We start from the raw sequence: 16,395 nt of genomic DNA, 5'->3' as shown, positions 1-16,395 counted from the left end.
GGCGCGGCAGCAGTGCAAGCGATGCTGTGGTTTTTGCCACAGGAGTCCCTTGCCATGAAATCCCTCTTTGCCGCGCTGTACGGCCCCGTGTTTTGGGCCGGCTTCATCGGCGCCGCCAGTTGCCTGATTGCCGTTTGCCACTGCTCTCTCTGGGGCTTGCCGCCCTTGCTGCTGCTGGCCCTTCTCACTTCCTTTCTTGCCGAGCGCTGTCTGCCGTATGACGGCGCGTGGAACCACGATCACGGCGATGGCTGGCGCGACAGCCTGCATGCGCTCGTCAATGAAGCGCTGTACCTGCTGGGCCTGGCGGCTTTCCCCCTGCTGGCCGGGCACCTGGCGCTGGGGACGTTCTGGCCACTGCAACTGCCGTTCTGGGCGCAGCTGCTGCTGGCCATCCTCATCGCCGATTGCGGTATCACGCTCGTGCATTACCTGAGCCACCGTTATTATTTTTTGTGGAAACTGCATGCCGTGCACCACAGCGTGACGCGCCTGTACGGTTTCAACGGCTGGATGAAACACCCGCTGCACCTGCTGCTGGAAGCGGCGGGCGGCATGCTGCCCTTGTTGCTGCTGGGCATACCGGAGCGTGTCATGGCCGTGCTGGCGTTTGCCGTGGCGATCCAGCTGTTGCTGCAGCACGCGAATGTCGACATGCGCATGGGGCCGCTACGCCACGTGTTTGCCTGGGCGCCCCTGCACCGTTTCCATCACATGAAGTACGGCACGGCGGGCGACGTGAATTTCGGCCTGTTCTTTACCTGCTGGGACCGCTTGCTGGGCACGCGTTTCGACGCGCCCGGCTACCGCATGCGGGGCGAGGACCTGGGCATCGGCAGCCGTCCCGATTACCCGGCCGCGTACGGGGCGCAGCTGCTGGAACCGTTCCGCGCGGAAGAGGGCGTGCGCGCGCCCGCACTGCCGGAAGGCTTGCGCGTGCCCCTCAATCGAGCAGCTTGACGTTGAGCTGGCGCAAGCTGCGGTCGGCGCGCACGCCGAACAGGCTGCGCATGGTGCGCGAAAAATGCGCGGCATCGGCAAAACCGGCGCCGTGGGCCGCTTCCGTCAGGGTGCTGCCGAGCACAATGAAACGGATGGCCAGGCGCAGGCGGCGCCACAGCACCAGCCGCCGCACGGGCAAGCCCAGCTGGGCGCTGAACAGGCGTTCCAGCTGGCTCAGCGACAAATGCGCCGCCTCGGCCACGGCGGCCGCGCTGACCTTGCCTGACAACAACGTGTCGACCTTGTCCAGCGCGCGCCGCAAGCGGGGATCGGGCAAGTGTTCGCGCGGCTGCGCCTGCAGCGCGGCGGCCAGACTGTCCAGGCTGGGCATGCCTGCGCTGCCGGCCGCTGCCAGCAGGGCCGGGCCGCCCAGGCGCTGCGGCTCAGCATAGATGGTCAGCATAGGCGCCGGGGCGGCCAGGATGACGTGCGGACGCAGGCTATCGACCAGCAAGTGCCGCGCCGTGTGGACGATGCCGTCGAGCTCGGCCGTGAAAGGCGCGCCGGTGCTCAGCATCAACTGGTGCGCATAATGGGCGTGGCTGGCCGTGGCGCCCGCCGCGCCATGCAAGATGGCGAAGTCCGGCGCCAGCCAGAGTGTTCCCTGCCAGCTATCCTGTTGCAAACGCGACTCCCAGGTGATGGATTGCGGGGCGATCATATCAGCGAGTGGTGGATTGTTTTCACGGCATCGAATTTTCCTGGAGCACACATCATTGCATTGGCGAAATATGTGATTTTTTTAATACAATATTCAGCATTGCAAGGCCGCCCGCTGTAACGTACTATCATTCTCATCGACTACCGATGGTAGTCCTGCAGCCCGCCGCCAGCCACGTCGCTGGCCGTGAAGCGGTTTGATATCCGTTCTGCTTGTCATCCTGTCATGCCTACACGCGCGTCTACGTCGTGGTTTGCTGGGCCAGTGTCGCACTGGGTGGGACCGCGCGTGCTGGCCGCGCTGGTGCTGGCGCTGTGCCTGGGATTGACGTATGGCGCCTGGCGCAATGCCCACGATGCCAGCGAACAGCAGGTGCGGGCCGATTTCGATTTCCGCGTGCACGAACTGGTCAATAACATCGCCGGCCGCATGCAGACCTATATCCAGGTGCTGCACGGGGTGCAGGGACTGTATGCCAGTTCGCAGGAAGTCACGCGCCGCGAATTTCATGCCTACCTGGCGGTGCAGCAGGTGGACCGCCACTTTCCCGGCATCCATGGCATCGGCTACCTGCCGCTGTTGTCCGGCGCCGCCCTGGCGCGGCACGAAGCGAGCGTGCGCGCGGAAGGCTATCCCGGCTATGCCGTGCGTCCGCACGGCCAGCGCGCCTGGCATGCGCCGATCACCTATCTGGAACCCTTGAGCGAGAGCAACCTGCTGGCCTTCGGCTACGACATCGGCTCCGAACCCGTGCGCCGCGCCGCGCTCGAACAGGCGCGCGACACGGGGCAAGCCGCCATGACGGGCAAGATCCACCTGGTGCAGGATGGCGGCAGCGCCCAGTCGCATGGTTTTCTCATCGTGCTGCCCGTGTATGAGAATAGCTTGCTGCACGGCAGCGTGGAGCAGCGGCGCGCCGCCTTGCGCGCCTGGGTCTTTGCGCCATTTCGCATGGGCGACCTGATGGCGGGCGTGGGCGGCGAGAGCGCGCGCCAGCTGGACCTGGAAATCTATGATGGCGCGCAACTGGCCGAGGCTGCCCTGATGTATGACAGCTTGCCGGGCGCCTTGTCGTCTGCCGCCTCGGACAGCCTGGTGGCGCAGGAAACGATCACCATCGCCGGCCATGCCTGGACCTTGCGCGTGCGCGCCATGCCCGGTTTCGATGGCGAACTGCTGGCGCGGCCCCGCCTGGTGGCCTTGACCGGCTTGCTGGCCAGCATCGTGCTGGCGCTGACCGCCTGGCTGCTGGCGGCGGGCCGCGCCCGCGCCCAGGTGGCGCTGGCGCGTTCGAGCGAACTGACGGGCCAGCTGGAGCAGGGGCAGGCGAGCGTGCTGGCGATGGCCGAGGCGGCGCAGCGCAGCCAGGCCATGCTGCGCAGCATCCTCGATTCGACCATCGACGGCATTCTGGTCGACAACATCGATGGCCGCATCTTCACGTCGAACCGGCGCTTCCGCGACCTGTGGCAAGTGCCCGATGCGCTCGACTGGCAAGCCGACGGCGCGGCGCTGGTGCGCCATGTGGAAAGCCAGCTGGAGCAGGCGGCGCCTTTCCTCGGAGCACGCGTCCATGCGCCGCACGGCCACCGCGAGCGGCGCGACGTGCTGCACCTGCGCGATGGGCGGGTGGTCGAGCAATATGTGCGCAGCATGCAACTGGGCAATGAACAGGCGCGCTTGTGGACGTTTCGCGATATCAGCGAGCGCAGCCAGATGGAACGGCGCGAGCATACGCGGCGGCAAGTGCTGGAAATGCTGGCCACGGGCGCGCCGCTGGAACGGGTGCTGGAAAGCGTGGTGCTGAGCGTGCAGGCGGACCATCCTGCCATGCTGTGCAGCATCTTGCTGCTCGATGAAAGCCGCCACCGCCTGGTGCTGGGCGCGGCGCCGGGCTTGCCTGCATTCTTCAATCTGGCCAGCCATGGCCATGACCTCGACACCCTGCAGGGCGTGCATGGCATCGCTGCGCAAGCCCTGCGCGACGACTTGCGCGTGATCGTCGGCGACTTGCACGCCGTTGCCGATGCGCAAGAGACGATGGAACTGGCGTGGCGGGCCCAGCTGCAATCGTGCTGGGCCGAACCCGTGCGTGGCGGCTCGGGCAAGCTGCTGGGCGTGCTGATGGCGTATCACCGCCAGCCCACCTTGCCGGGTGCGGCGCACCTGGCGCGGCTGAGCGAGGCGGCGCATCTGGCCGGCATGGCCATTGAGCAGGCGCAAGTGGCGCTGGCCCTGCGCGCCGGCGAAGCGCGTTTCCGCAGCCTGTACGACCATGCGCCCGTGGCCCTGTGGGAACAGGACTGGTCGGCCGTGCGCGCCGCGCTCGATGTTCTTGAGCAAGCGGGCGTGCGCGACCTGGGCGCCCATTTCCAGGCCCATCCGGAGGCGCTGCAGCGGCTGGCGGGGATGGTGCGCATCATCGATGCGAACGGCGCCGCGCTGGCGCAGGTGCGCGCCAACGAAGACGACCAGCGCCGCGGCGCGCTGGGCCTGGCGCAGAATTTCGACGACAGCGCCTTGCCGCGCTTTGGCGATGCGCTGCTGGCGCTGGCTGGCGGCGCCCACCTGTACGAGTGCGAGAGCAGCTTCGTGCGTCTCGATGGTGCGGCGCGGCAAAATGAATTGAGCTTGCTGGTGATGCCGGGCCATGCGGACAGCCTCGATTTCGTCATGGTGTCTTCGCTCGATATCACCGAGCGCAAGCGCATGAACGCGGAACTGCTGCAACTGGCCACCACGGATTTTTTGACCGGCTTGCCGAACCGGCGCCATTTCATGGCGGCGCTGGAAAACGAGCATGCGCGGCTGCAGCGCGAGCTGGCCAGCTGCGCCAGCGTGCTGATGCTCGACATCGATCACTTCAAGCGCGTCAACGACGAGTACGGCCACGCGGTGGGCGATGCCGTGCTGCGCCACCTGGGCGCACTGATGTGCCAGGCGCTGCGCAAGGTCGACGTGCCGGGCCGCGTGGGCGGCGAAGAATTCGCCATCTTGCTGCCTGGCACGGATCTGAGCGCCGCCGCCGTGTTTGCCGAACGGCTGCGCCGGCGCGTGGCGGAAAGTTCGCTGACCATCGATGGCGGCATTGTGATCACCATCACGGTGAGCATCGGCATGGCCGCCATGGCCGGTACCGATGCCGATTGCGATGCCGTGCTGGCGCGCGCCGACGAGGCGCTGTACCGGGCCAAGCGGGGCGGGCGCAACCGCATCGAACAGAATGACGGCGGCGGCGACGGCGTGCTCAGCAAGTTCATGGCGCAGTGATTACAGGCTGTGCTGACGCGCTTGCGCCTGCTTGCGGTTGCGGCTGACGATCAGCCAGACGATGGCGACGGGAATCAGCAGCGGCAGTAGCACGGGCGTGCTCAAGGCCAGCGCCAGTACCACGCAGAGCGCCACCACCGCGATCAGCACCACGCCCACGCCGGCCAGGACCACTCCCGTGATGACGGCCGCGCATACCACCGCGATGGCGGCGATCAGCAAGCCGCCGCCGGCAAACACCAGGCCGAACAGCCACTCCAGCGGCCCGTCGACATCGTCGCCGTTGAACTGCATGTGCATGTCGCTGCCACTGCCGCTGATCTTGTCGAGGAACAGGCAGGCGAGCATGACGATGAGGACGAAGGTGAGCAATTTTTTCATGATAGGCCTCGGTGTGTGGGTGATGGGGTGTTGCATGCTCACACTGTAGGGATGCGCCCGGCTCGCCGCCAGCGGCGTGCGACAGGCCGTCATTTTCACGGTATGGAAGGCGCTGGGGGGCAGAAAAACGCTGATCTGGAACAAGATTTCTTTTCTTGTAATGCGCGCAAGCCGTCCTATACTGAATACCTCAGTCTCGCAAGGAGGGCAACATGCTTTTGTTTGCAGATACCGGGGATCAATCGCTATCCCCCCCTGACCATCGCATCATGCGCCAGCGTAGCGCCACGCAGTCCTGCGCCGAGCCCGTCGGCGCGCCATCGGCGATACCGCCGATCATCATCAACCCCTTCAATTACCATGCGCCGCTGCCGGCCATCGACCCGCGCTGGGTACCGCCCGGTCCGCCGCTGACCTGGCCCAACCGGCCTGCCATGTCCATGTGCTGACAGCCGCCGTGGCGGCAGGCTGCCTCGTGTTTTATGACGTGCCGTCGCGCTTGCGGCAAGGCGGCACGGGCGGGCGTTTTCGACTATCATGCTAGCCCCGACCTTCCATCACGAGCACCGCCATGAGTACCGATTTCCCCGATTTTTCCGACGAAGCAGCCGAGCAGGACAACGACGCCCCGATCCAGGAGCCGCGCCTGTGGGTAGGCAATGGCTGGACGGCGCGCGTGATCAAGAACGAGGAAGATGAAGGCTGGGCCGTGGCCATGATCAAGGATGGCGAACCGGAGCCAGCCCTGGTAGGCCCGTGGACCATGGGCCGCGACAAGAAAAACCCGAAGCCGCTCGACGTCAACGCGTTCAACACGCTGGTCAAGACGGCCTCGGAAGTGCTGCGCCGCCACGAGCAGCAGCTGCATGCGCAATTGCACAAGAACCTGTTCGTCGCCACCGACGAGGGGCAGATCAAGGTGATGTTCGACATCGTGCCCGACGAAGACCACCCGTATGCGGAACTGAGCGCCTACGACGCCGACGGCGAACAGATCGCCAAGGTGCGCACCTCGGCCGCCTTCAAGTTCAACGCCACCGCAGCGGCGAACTGGATCGAAGGCGGCTACCGCCGGCCGGGTTAAGCCGATTGCGGTAGCGCTTCCCTCTATTTACTCAGCTGTACCGCCGCGCCTTCGGGCGCGGTGTGCATTTCCACCTCGTCTTCCTTGCGGTACGCCAGCCGGTACAAGAGCGGCAGCACCAGCAGGGTCAAGGCTGTCGACGACAGGATGCCGCCGATCACCACGGTGGCCAGCGGCCGCTGCACTTCAGCCCCCGTGCCCGTGGCAATGGCCATCGGCACGAAGCCCAGCGAGGCCACCAGCGCCGTCATCAGCACGGGCCGCAGGCGCGTGATGGCCCCTACGCGTATCGCCTCCTGCAAGGGCATGCCCTGTTCGCGCAGCTGGCGGATGTAGGCGATCATCACCAGGCCGTTCAGCACGGCCACGCCGGACAGGGCGATGAAACCCACAGCCGCCGAGATCGACATGGGAATGTCGCGCAGCCACAGGGCGACGATGCCGCCCGTCAAGGCGAACGGGATGCCGCTGAACACGAGCAAGCCATCCTTCACATTGCCGAACATGGCGAACAGCAAGACGAAGACGAGGGCCAGCGCCACGGGCACCACCAGCTCCAGGCGTTTCGTCGCCGACTGCAATTGCTCGAACTGGCCGCCCCAGCTGGTCCAGTAGCCGGCAGGAATGGCCACCTGCGCTTGCAGCTGCTGCGTGGCGTCGGCCACGAACGAGCCGATGTCGCGGCCGCGCACGTTGGCGCTGATGACGATGCGGCGCTTGCCGTCTTCGCGGCTGATCTGGTTCGGTCCAGGCGCCACTTGCAGGCTGGCCACTTCACCGAGCGGGATGAAGCGCGCGCGGCCTTCCGCCGCCGCGCCCAGGGGCAGGGCGATGGGCAAGCGTTTCAGTTGCTCCAGGTCGCTGCGCAGGCTGTCGGGCAAGCGCACGACGATGTCGAAGCGGCGGTCGCCCTGGAACAGGGTGCCCGCTTCCTGCCCGCCGATGGCCGTGGCAATCGCCGCTTGCACGTCGGCAATGTTGAGGCCGTAGCGGGCCGTCTGCTCGCGGTCGATCTGCACCGTCAGCATGGGCAGCCCCGTCGTCTGCTCGACCTTCACTTCCGTGGCGCCCGCAATCTTGCCCAGTACGCCAGCGATCTTCGCCGCCGTGCCGTCGAGGACAAGCATGTCGTCGCCGAACAGTTTCACGGCCACGTCGCTGCGCACGCCGGAAATCAGTTCATTGAAGCGCAGCTGGATCGGTTGCGAAAACTCGTAATTGTTGCCGGGCAAGCTGCTGGCCGTCGCTTCGATTTCCGCCAGCAATTGCCCGCGCGATTTCTTCGGTTCCGGCCACTGGTCGCGGGGCTTGAGCATGATGTAGCCGTCGGAAATATTCGGCGGCATGGGGTCGGAAGCGATCTCGGCCGTTCCCGTGCGGGCGAATACGCGGGCGATTTCCTTGTGGTTACTCATCAGCTTGTTTTCCAGCTGTTGCTGCATGGCCAGCGATTGCGTCAGGCTGGTGCCGGGGATGCGCAAGGCCTGGATGGCGATGTCGCCCTCGTTGAGGCTGGGCACGAATTCGCTGCCCATGCGCGTGGCCAGCAAGCCAGACAGCAGCACGGCCACCGCCGCACCCGTCAGCACGACGGGCGTGTTGCGCATCACCTTGTCCAGCAGCGGCGCATACCAGCGCTTGGCGGCGCGCATGATGGCGTTTTCCTTCTCCGCCACCTTGTCGCCGATAAACAGCGCCACGGCGGCCGGGATGAAGGTGATCGACAGCAGCATGGCGCCCAGCAAGGCGATGACGACCGTCAGGGCCATCGGCGTAAACATGCGGCCTTCCACGCCCGTCAGCGCGAAGATGGGCAGGTACACGACCATGATGATCAGCTGACCATACAGCAAGGGCCGGCGCGCCTCTTGCGATGCCGCAAACACTTCGTGAAAACGTTCTTGCAAGGTCAACGGCCGTCCCAGTTTTTGCTGCGCATGGGCCAGGCGGCGCACGCAGTTTTCCACGATCACCACGGCGCCATCGATGATGATGCCAAAGTCCAGCGCCCCCAGGCTCATCAGGTTGGCGCTCACGTGGTATTGCACCATGCCCGTAAACGTGAACAGCATGGCCAGCGGAATCACCATGGCCGTGATGACGGCCGCGCGGATATTGCCAAGGAACAGGAATAGGATGGCGATCACCAGCACGGCGCCTTCCAGCAGGTTTTTCTTCACCGTATTGATGGCCTTGTCGACGAGCACCGTGCGGTCATACACGGTGACGGCGTGCACGCCTTTCGGCAGGCTGCGGTTGATCTCCACCATCTTCTTGTCGACGGCTTGCGAGACGGCGCGGCTGTTCTGGCCGATCAGCATGAACACCGTGCCCAGCACCACTTCACGGCCGTTTTCCGTGGCCGCGCCCGTGCGCAGCTCGCGCCCCAGCACCACGTCGGCCACGTCGCGGATGCGGATGGCCACGCCCTGCACATTGGCGACGACGATGTTGCCGAGGTCGTCCTTGGACGCCACCTGGCCCGGCGCGCGTATCAGCAGTTGCTCGCCCTGCCGTTCGATGTAGCCGGCGCCCACGTTGCTGTTGTTGCGCTCGAGCGCCGTCACCACATCTTGCAGGCTGATGCCGTAGGCGGCCAGTTTTTCCGGGTAGGGCGCCACCTGGTATTGCTTGGCGTAGCCGCCGATGGCATTGATTTCCGTCACGCCCGTGACATTGCGCAACTGCGGCTTGATGATCCAGTCCTGGATTTCGCGCAAGTCCGTCGGCGTGTACGGCGTGCCGTCGGGCTTTTTCGCGCCGTCCTGCGTTTCCACCGTCCACAGGTAGATTTCGCCGAGGCCCGTGGAAACGGGGCCCATCTTCGGTGTGATGCCTGCTGGCAAGCTTTCCTTCGCTTCCTGCAAGCGCTCGTTGATCATCTGGCGCGCAAAATAGATGTCCGTGCCATCCTTGAAGATCACGGTCACTTGCGACAGGCCGTAGCGCGACAGCGAGCGCGTCTGCTCCAGGTTGGGCAAGCCGGCCATGGCCGTCTCGATGGGGAAGGTGACGCGCTGCTCGGTTTCCAGCGGCGAATAGCCGGCGGCCTGGGTATTGATTTGCACCTGCACATTGGTGATGTCGGGCACGGCGTCGATGGGCAGCTTTTGATAGCTGTAGATGCCCAGGCCGGCCATGGCGGCCACGGCCAGCATCACCAGCCAGCGCTGGTCGATGGCAAAGCGGATCAAGCGTTCAAACATGATGGTTTCCTTAGCCTTGACGTGATCAGTGTTCGTGACCGGCGGAGTCCTTGCCCAGCTCGGACTTCAGGACAAAACTGCCTTGCGCCGCGTACGGCGTGCCGGCGGCCAGGCCCTGCTTGATGTGCGTCAAGCTGCCATCGCTGCGGCCCAACACCACGGGCGTGGCCTGGTAGCCATCTTTCACCTGCACGAAGACGACGGGCTTGTCTTCCACCGTCTGGATGGCCGTGCTCTGCACGGTGACGGGCGCGTCCGCTTCGCCGGACACGACTTCCACCGTGACGAACAGGCCTGGGCGCCACGCCATGTCCGGGTTCAGCAAGCTGATGCGTGCCTTGGCCGTGCGCGTCTGCTCGCCCAGCAGCGCGCCCACATAGGTGATCGTGCCTTGCGCGCTGGCATCAAACGCGGACGCTTTCACCTCCGCCTTGCCTCCCATGCGCACGGTGGCCAGGTCTTTCGCGGGCACGGCGATTTCCGCCCACACGGTCGACAGGTCGGAAATGACGAAGATGTTTGCATCTTCCTTGACGGCTTCGCCCAAGGTGATGTGTTTTTCCAGCACCATGCCGTCGAACGGCGCGCGGATGTCGTAGCGGTTCAGCGGCCCCTTGCTGGTGGAGTTGGCACCCAGCGCGCTGAGCTTTTGCTGCGCGTTTTGCACGGCGATTTCCGCTTCGCGCCACGCTTGCTGCGCCTGCAGATAATCTTGCTCGGCCGAAATCTTCTCGCGCCACAGTTTTTCTTCGCGCTCATACGTGGAGCGGGCCAGCGACAGCCGCCGCTGCGCCGACAGCAGTGCGCTGCGCTGTTCCGACAGTTCCGTGCTGGCGATGACGGCCAGTACTTGCCCCTTCTTGACCAGCTGGCCCAGGTCGGCGTGCACGGCTTCCACCACGCCAGCCAGACGCGGCACGACGTGGGCCGTGCGGTCTTCATTGAAGCGGATTTCACCGGGCAGGGCCACCGTCGTCTTGATGCGGCCGGGCGCGGCCGTGGCGATGACGACGCCGGCTGCGCGGCTTTGCGCCGCCGTCAATTCCAGCTTGCCTTCGACTTCTTCGTGACCGTGTTCGTCTTTCTTTTCCGCATGCGCTTCCGCCTTGGCGGCGGCGGGCGGCGGGGTCTTGGAATTGCCCGTGCCAAGGATGAGAACGGCCAGCACGATGCCGGCGGCGGCGATGGAAGCGATGGCGATTGTCTGCTTTTTGTTGCGTGTGATGTTCATGGAGGGTGTTCCTTACAGAGGAGCTGGTGTGCCCAGCAGGCGCTCGATGTCGGCGGCGGCGTGCTGCGCTTCCGTCAGTGCGCGCAGGTATTGGTTTTTGGCTTGCAGCAAGGTGCGTTGGGCGTCGAGCACGTCGAGGAAGGCGAACTTGCCGAACTCGAAGCCCTTGCTGGCCGCGTCGTAGGCGCTTTGCGCGCCAGGCAAGATGTCCTGGCGCAAGCTTTCCACGTCGAGCCTGGCCGTGGCCAGGCGTTCGCTGGCGGCGGCCACGGCCGTTTGCACGGCGATGCGGGCGGCAGCCAGCTCGTCGCTGGCCTTGTCGCTGCGGCGCAAGGCGTCGAGCTTGTTGCCCGCATTGCGGTCGAACAGGGGCAGCGGCAGGGCCAGGCCGATGATGGCCTGGTTGCGGCCCAGCTCTTCCGAGCGCTTCATGCCGATGCTGAGCGTGACGTCGGGCGTGGCACGCCGCTGTTCCACGTCCAGCATGGCTTGCCGCTGGGCCAGCGCGCTTTGCGCCTGGCGCACGGCAGGGGCCTGGGCCATGCGTGCCGCCAGTTCGCTGGCTGGGGGCAGCTCCGGCAAGGTTTCCAGGCGTCCCTCTGCCAGTGTGAAGCGGGGCGTGGCATTGCCCCACAGGGCGGCCAGGCGCTGGCGGGCGCTGGCCAGGGTGCTGCGCGCCAGGTTCAGTTCCAGCCGCACGCTCGCTTCGGCCACCCTGGCGCGGGTTTCCTCGACCGGGGACGCCTTGCCGGCCGTCACCCGGCGCGCCGTGATGTCGCTGGCGCGCGCGGCCAGCGCCTGCGCGCTGTCGGCCAGGCGCAAGCCTTCCTGCGCGGCCAGCACGTCGACAAAGGCGGACGTGACGGCGGCGCGCGTGTCCGCCTGTTGCAGGGACAGGCCCGCCTGCGCCAGGTCTGCGCCGCGTTGGGCGGCGGCGGCGCGCGCACCCCGCTTGCCGCCCAGTTCAATGAGCTGGTTGAGCTGCACGGTGGTGCTGCGCGTGGCGCGCCGCGTGTCTTCCAGCACGGTTTGCAATTCCGGATTGGGCAGGGCGCGCGCCTGTTGCAGGGCGCCCCCTTGCGCCGCCAGTTCATGGCGGGCGGCCGACAGGGTGGCGTTGCCGCCCTCCGCCAGGGCCAGCGCGGCAGGCAGGGTCAGGGGCGCGGCGGGTTCCACGCCAGATTGTGCGTGGGCAAAGTTGCCGGCCAGCAGGCCGGCGGAGAGTAGCAATAGGTAAATGGATCGGTGCATCGAATTCTCCAAGGTATGGAAAAAGAATTCGACGGGACGCGCAGGCTTGCGCCCGGATTATTTCAGGGCGCGCATTGCGTTATGACAAAAGGGGACGTCCCGTCGGCCTAGATGGCCGACGACCAGTCGGGGCGCTTGGGAGCGTCCGGGATGTGGGAAGCGTAAAAGAAGGGGGAAGTGTCCGCGTTCACGGCAGCCATGTCGCCGATGGGCAGGCTGGAGCCGGCCGGCAGCCATGCGTGGCCGATGCCGTGGCAGACGTTGCAATCGCTGTGCGGCTGGCCTTTTTTCTGCTGGTCCGCCACTTTTTTATCGCCCGCGGGCTGCTTGTCCGCATCCGCCTTGTGCTGGTGGCTGTGATGGCCCAGGTGCTGCGCCGCCTTGCCTTCCTCGTGCAGGCAATACGCGCTCGCCGCGGCCCAGGACATCTGGAGCGGAAGCACGAACAGCAGCAAAATGAGGAAGAATTTACGCATGGTGACGGCTATTGTACAGAAAGGCGGGCGGGCGTGCCCATGTCAGCGCGGCTGGGCGCGCCACGCCTTCAATTGCGCGGCGATGGCCTTGCCCTGGAACAGTTGCGGCTCGGAATGCTCTTCCGCTTCCATGCCGCCTTCGCGGAAATCGGCCGCCTCGCGCGCCTGCACCAGCACTTTGGCCTTGTCGAACGCTTCCGTGAAGCTGCTGCTTTTCGGCAAGGCTTCCTTGAAATACGCTTCGCTGAAATACGTAAAATCGTTCTGGTCGTCGCAGCCGAACGAAGTGCGGTCGCTGCGCGCGGCCGTGATGATGAGGGTGTTGTCATCTTTCAAGGGGGCAATGAAGCCGCCCGCATAGCAGGCCGAGATCACGATGACTTTCCAGCGGATGCCGCTGTGCCTGAGCATGGACGCCAGTTCCTGCGCGGGCAGGCTGTGCAGGTCCATGCCGTTTTGCGCCAGCGCCAGTTCGTGCTCGGGCGAGCCATGGCTGGTGAGGAACAGGAACAGGATGTCGTTGGCCTTGTCCATCTTCGCGCCCAGCGCGTCGAGGCTGGCGGCGATGCTGGTGCGCGTGGCCATCGGCTGCTGCGCCACCGTGTTGCGGCTGTTGACGAGCATCAAGGAGCGGCCCACGGTGCCGTAATCGCGGTCGAACTGGCGCTGCACGAAGGCCGTTTCGCGGTGAAACACTTCCTGTGCGCCATCGCCGGCCACGCCCAACAAATACAGATTGATCTTTTTCGCCGCATCGCGCGGCGCGATGCGCGCCAGGGCGCCGTCGAGCAAGGTGCGCTGGTTGTACAGGGCCAGCTCGATATTGTCGCGCGTGAGCTTGTCCAGGGCCGGGTCGTCCAGCTGGCCTTCCGTCCAGTTGCCGCTGTCTTCGCGCCGGCCGTCCGCCTGCGCCACGGCGTAGCGCAGCACACCCTTGCCGTCGAACTGGCCATTCTTGAAGCCGCCCCGGTATTCGTCGCCGTCGGCCGTGCGCAGCACGCCCTGGCCCTCGAATTTCCAGTCCTTCAGCTCGCCTTCGTAATGGATGCCGTCGCTGGTGGTGACGGTGGCCTTGCCCTGCACCTGGCCCTGGACGAATTCGCCTTCGAAGACGGTGCCGTCCGTGTCGGTCAGCTTGCCGGCGCCGTGCGGGCGCCAGTGCTTGAAATGGCCTTCGAAGGTGGCGCCGTCGGCGCCCTGGAAGCGGCCCACGCCCTCGAAGCTGCCCTTGACGAAGTTGCCCGTGTAAATTTCGCCCTTGGGCGAGGTGTAGCGGCCGAGGCCATCGAAGGCGCCCTGACTGAACGCGCCCGTGTATTCGACGCCGGACGCCTGGCGCAGCTTACCCTGGCCGGAAAACACGCCGCGCGCGAAGCCCCCTTCGTAAAACGCGCCGCTCGCATACTCGAGCCGGCCCTGGCCATGCATCTTGCCCGCGACGAGGGGGCCGAAATAGCGTCCGCCATCGGCCGTTTCCGCCGCCGGCGCCTTGGCTGGCGCAGCGCACAGCGGCGGCATGCCCAGCGCGGCAAAGGCCAGCAGGCCGGCGAGGGTGTAGGGGCGAAGCGAGGCGCGTAGCGTGGCAGTCATGAGGACGGTCTGGTCTGTAGGAAGGGGCCTAGTCTGCCACTGTATTGCCAGCGTGGCAAATGCGCGCGTGGCGTGTGTTGCTCTGCCTCAAGGCAAGATTCTCCGTTTTATGCCGTGCCAAGGCTGGGCTGAACTGATAATATTGATTTTCAGAACATATACTTGCACAAGGTACATAGTCACCCATGGAAAGCCGCCTCAGCCGCCTGGAAGCCGTTCAAACCGTGTTGCTGGAAATCGGGCAGCGCTCGAGCACCTGCAGCGATATCAGTGAATTCCTGCAGGCGGTGCATGCGGCGCTGGGACGCATCATGTATGCGGCGAACTTCTATGTCGCGCTCAGCGACCGCGACGACGGCCTCGTGCGCTTTCCCTATTTTGTCGACGAATTCGACGCCGCGCCCGACCCGGACGAGGGCGTGCGCCTGGCCAGCGCCGCGCAGTCGCCCACGGCGTGGGTCATCGTCAACCGCAAGCAGCTGGTGATGACGGCCGACGACGACGCCATGCGCGCCATCGGCGGCGGCGCCTGGGGCGGCGGCACGGCGGCCGAGCACTGGATCGGCTGTCCGCTGCTGGACCAGCAGCACCAGGTGCTGGGCGCCATCGTCATCCAGAGCTACGACGCCCAGCACCGCTTCAGCCTGGAAGACCAGGCCCTGTTCGCGCTGATCGCCACGCACGTGTCGAGCGCGCTGCAAGGCATGCAAAGCATGGACCGGCTGGAAAAGGCGGTGCAGGAGCGCACGGCCCTGCTGGCGCACGAGGTGGCCGAGCGGCGCCGCGCGGAAAACCTGCAGCATGCGCTGTATGAAATCGCCAACCTGTCGGCGCAGGCTTCCGATGCGACGACCCTGTACGCTCGCCTGCACGCCATCATCAGCGAGCTGGTGACGGCGAAGAATTTCCTCATCGCCCTGTATCACCCGGACAACAAGGACATCACGATCCCGTATTTCGTCGACGAGAAGGATGCGCAGGCGCCCGTGAAACGCTTTCATTACGGCATCGGCATGAGTTCCTATGTGCTGGCGCGGCGCCAGGCTTGCCTGCTCGATGCGGACAGCTATGCGGCGCTGGTGGCCAGCGGCGAGATGGAAGAGCCGCTGGGCAATACCAGCATCGCCAGCTGGATGGGCGCGCCCATGCTGCTGGGCGACCGGAAATATGGCGTGATCATCGTGCAAAGCTATGACACGTCCGTCGTGTATGGCCAGGCGGAACTGGACGTGCTGGCCTTCATGGCCAGCCACGTGGCCGTGGCGATGGCCCGCATCCAGGCCGACAGCGCCATGCGCCGCGCCAAGGAAGCGCTGGAAGAGCAGAACGCGGCCCTGAACAGCGCCCTGAGCGCCTTGCAGGAGGCGCAATCGGAACTGGTGCGTCAGGAAAAACTGGCTTCGCTGGGACGGCTGGTGGCGGGCGTGGCGCATGAAATCAATACGCCGCTGGGCATTTGCGTGACGGCCACCAGCCACCTGGTGCAGGAATTGAAGCTCACGCGCGAAGACCTGGAAGGCGGCCAGCTCGATGAAGATGGCTTGCGGCAATTTTTCGACATCATCGACCAGACCTTGCGCATCATGACGACGAACACGCAGCGCGCCGCGGCGCTGGTGCGCAGCTTCAAGCAGGTGGCCGTGGACCAGTCGTCGGACGAATTGCGCAGCTTCAACTTGCGCAAATACCTCGATGAAATCCTGCTGTCCTTGCAGCCCAAGCTGAAGGGCAAGCCCGTCAAGGTGGACATCGATTGCGCGCCCGAGGTGCAGCTGCGCAGCTATCCGGGCGCCGTCTCGCAGATCGTCACGAACATGGTGGTCAATTCACTGGTGCACGGCTTTGTCGAAGGCGAGCCGGGCAAGATCAGGATCAGCGTGCGCACGGCCGGCGAGATGCTGGAACTCGACTACAGCGATGACGGCATGGGCATGGACAGCGCCACCCTGGGCCAGCTGTTCGACCCCTTCTTCACGACCAAGCGCGGTTCCGGCGGCAGCGGCCTGGGTGCGCATATCCTCTACAACCTGGTGACGGGGCCGCTGGGCGGCACGGTGAAGGTGGTCAGCGCGCCAGGGATGGGATTGCACTACAAGATCCGCTTCCCGCTCGGGTTCAATGATGTGTCCTTGAAAACCTAAAAGCGGCGGGCCGGAGACGCGGGCCTGAGAAAATGCCGATGGCGGCGTTGCAGCTCCTTGCCGTACATGCGTACTGTCTGCGTCGCTGCGCCTTGCCCTCGA

The 16,395-nt window shown here is 65.5% G+C and carries 12 protein-coding genes; 5 read left to right on the top strand and 7 right to left on the bottom strand.

Translation table 11 applies throughout. From position 1 onward, the window contains the following. The first annotated feature begins 54 nt into the window (after positions 1–54). Complete coding sequence (locus VPH40_RS10455) at positions 55–960, top strand: sterol desaturase family protein (RefSeq protein WP_328573407.1); 906 nt, start codon at positions 55–57, stop codon at positions 958–960. On the opposite strand, the gene VPH40_RS10450 is transcribed toward VPH40_RS10455, so the two are convergent. Next, positions 944–1,663, bottom strand: a complete 720-nt coding sequence (locus VPH40_RS10450) for an AraC family transcriptional regulator (RefSeq protein WP_328573406.1) — start codon at positions 1,661–1,663, stop codon at positions 944–946. The genes VPH40_RS10455 and VPH40_RS10450 overlap by 17 nt on opposite strands. Before the next feature lie 225 nt (positions 1,664–1,888). On the opposite strand from VPH40_RS10450, the gene VPH40_RS10445 reads away from it, so the two are divergent. Continuing rightward, the gene (locus VPH40_RS10445) at positions 1,889–4,933 is read left to right on the top strand and encodes a sensor domain-containing diguanylate cyclase (protein WP_328573405.1); all 3,045 of its coding nucleotides are present in this window, start codon (positions 1,889–1,891) and stop codon (positions 4,931–4,933) included. On the opposite strand, the gene VPH40_RS10440 is transcribed toward VPH40_RS10445, so the two are convergent. Continuing rightward, a complete protein-coding gene (locus tag VPH40_RS10440; protein ID WP_099665628.1) occupies positions 4,934–5,314 on the bottom strand; it encodes a hypothetical protein in 381 nt (126 codons plus the stop codon). A 269-nt stretch (positions 5,315–5,583) separates the two neighbouring features. Between VPH40_RS10440 and VPH40_RS10435 the strand changes: the two genes are divergently transcribed. Continuing rightward, positions 5,584–5,763, top strand: coding sequence for a hypothetical protein (locus VPH40_RS10435; RefSeq protein WP_077399114.1), 180 nt, complete (start codon positions 5,584–5,586; stop codon positions 5,761–5,763). 122 nt (positions 5,764–5,885) lie between these two features. Beyond that, positions 5,886–6,398: a hypothetical protein gene (locus VPH40_RS10430; protein ID WP_099665627.1), complete on the top strand. Its 513-nt coding sequence runs from the start codon at positions 5,886–5,888 to the stop codon at positions 6,396–6,398. A gap of 23 nt (positions 6,399–6,421) precedes the next feature. Here the strand turns inward: VPH40_RS10430 and VPH40_RS10425 are convergent, their stop codons facing one another. The 5 genes from VPH40_RS10425 to VPH40_RS10405 form a co-directional block, all read right to left on the bottom strand. Beyond that, positions 6,422–9,604, bottom strand: coding sequence for an efflux RND transporter permease subunit (locus VPH40_RS10425; RefSeq protein WP_328573404.1), 3,183 nt, complete (start codon positions 9,602–9,604; stop codon positions 6,422–6,424). A 25-nt stretch (positions 9,605–9,629) separates the two neighbouring features. Continuing rightward, positions 9,630–10,835 carry an efflux RND transporter periplasmic adaptor subunit gene (locus tag VPH40_RS10420; RefSeq protein ID WP_289919319.1) on the bottom strand — a complete coding sequence of 402 codons (1,206 nt, stop codon included), beginning with the start codon at positions 10,833–10,835 and terminating at the stop codon, positions 9,630–9,632. A gap of 12 nt (positions 10,836–10,847) precedes the next feature. Beyond that, positions 10,848–12,086 carry a TolC family protein gene (locus tag VPH40_RS10415; RefSeq protein WP_328573403.1) on the bottom strand — a complete coding sequence of 413 codons (1,239 nt, stop codon included), beginning with the start codon at positions 12,084–12,086 and terminating at the stop codon, positions 10,848–10,850. Positions 12,087–12,193: 107 nt separating this feature from the next. Beyond that, the gene (gene czcI / locus VPH40_RS10410; protein ID WP_328573402.1) at positions 12,194–12,562 is read right to left on the bottom strand and encodes a cation efflux protein, CzcI family; all 369 of its coding nucleotides are present in this window, start codon (positions 12,560–12,562) and stop codon (positions 12,194–12,196) included. Positions 12,563–12,604: 42 nt separating this feature from the next. Beyond that, positions 12,605–14,152, bottom strand: coding sequence for a C13 family peptidase (locus VPH40_RS10405; protein WP_305063324.1), 1,548 nt, complete (start codon positions 14,150–14,152; stop codon positions 12,605–12,607). Positions 14,153–14,337: 185 nt separating this feature from the next. Between VPH40_RS10405 and VPH40_RS10400 the strand changes: the two genes are divergently transcribed. Beyond that, positions 14,338–16,293, top strand: a complete 1,956-nt coding sequence (locus VPH40_RS10400; protein WP_328573401.1) for a GAF domain-containing sensor histidine kinase — start codon at positions 14,338–14,340, stop codon at positions 16,291–16,293. Positions 16,294–16,395 lie beyond the last annotated feature (102 nt).

The sequence above is a fragment of the Janthinobacterium sp. P210005 genome (assembly GCF_036231865.1).
Taxonomy (GTDB): domain Bacteria; phylum Pseudomonadota; class Gammaproteobacteria; order Burkholderiales; family Burkholderiaceae_D; genus Janthinobacterium; species Janthinobacterium kumbetense.
The sequence above is the reverse complement of the archived record's forward strand: the minus strand, read 5'-3'. Positions and strand labels throughout refer to the sequence as shown.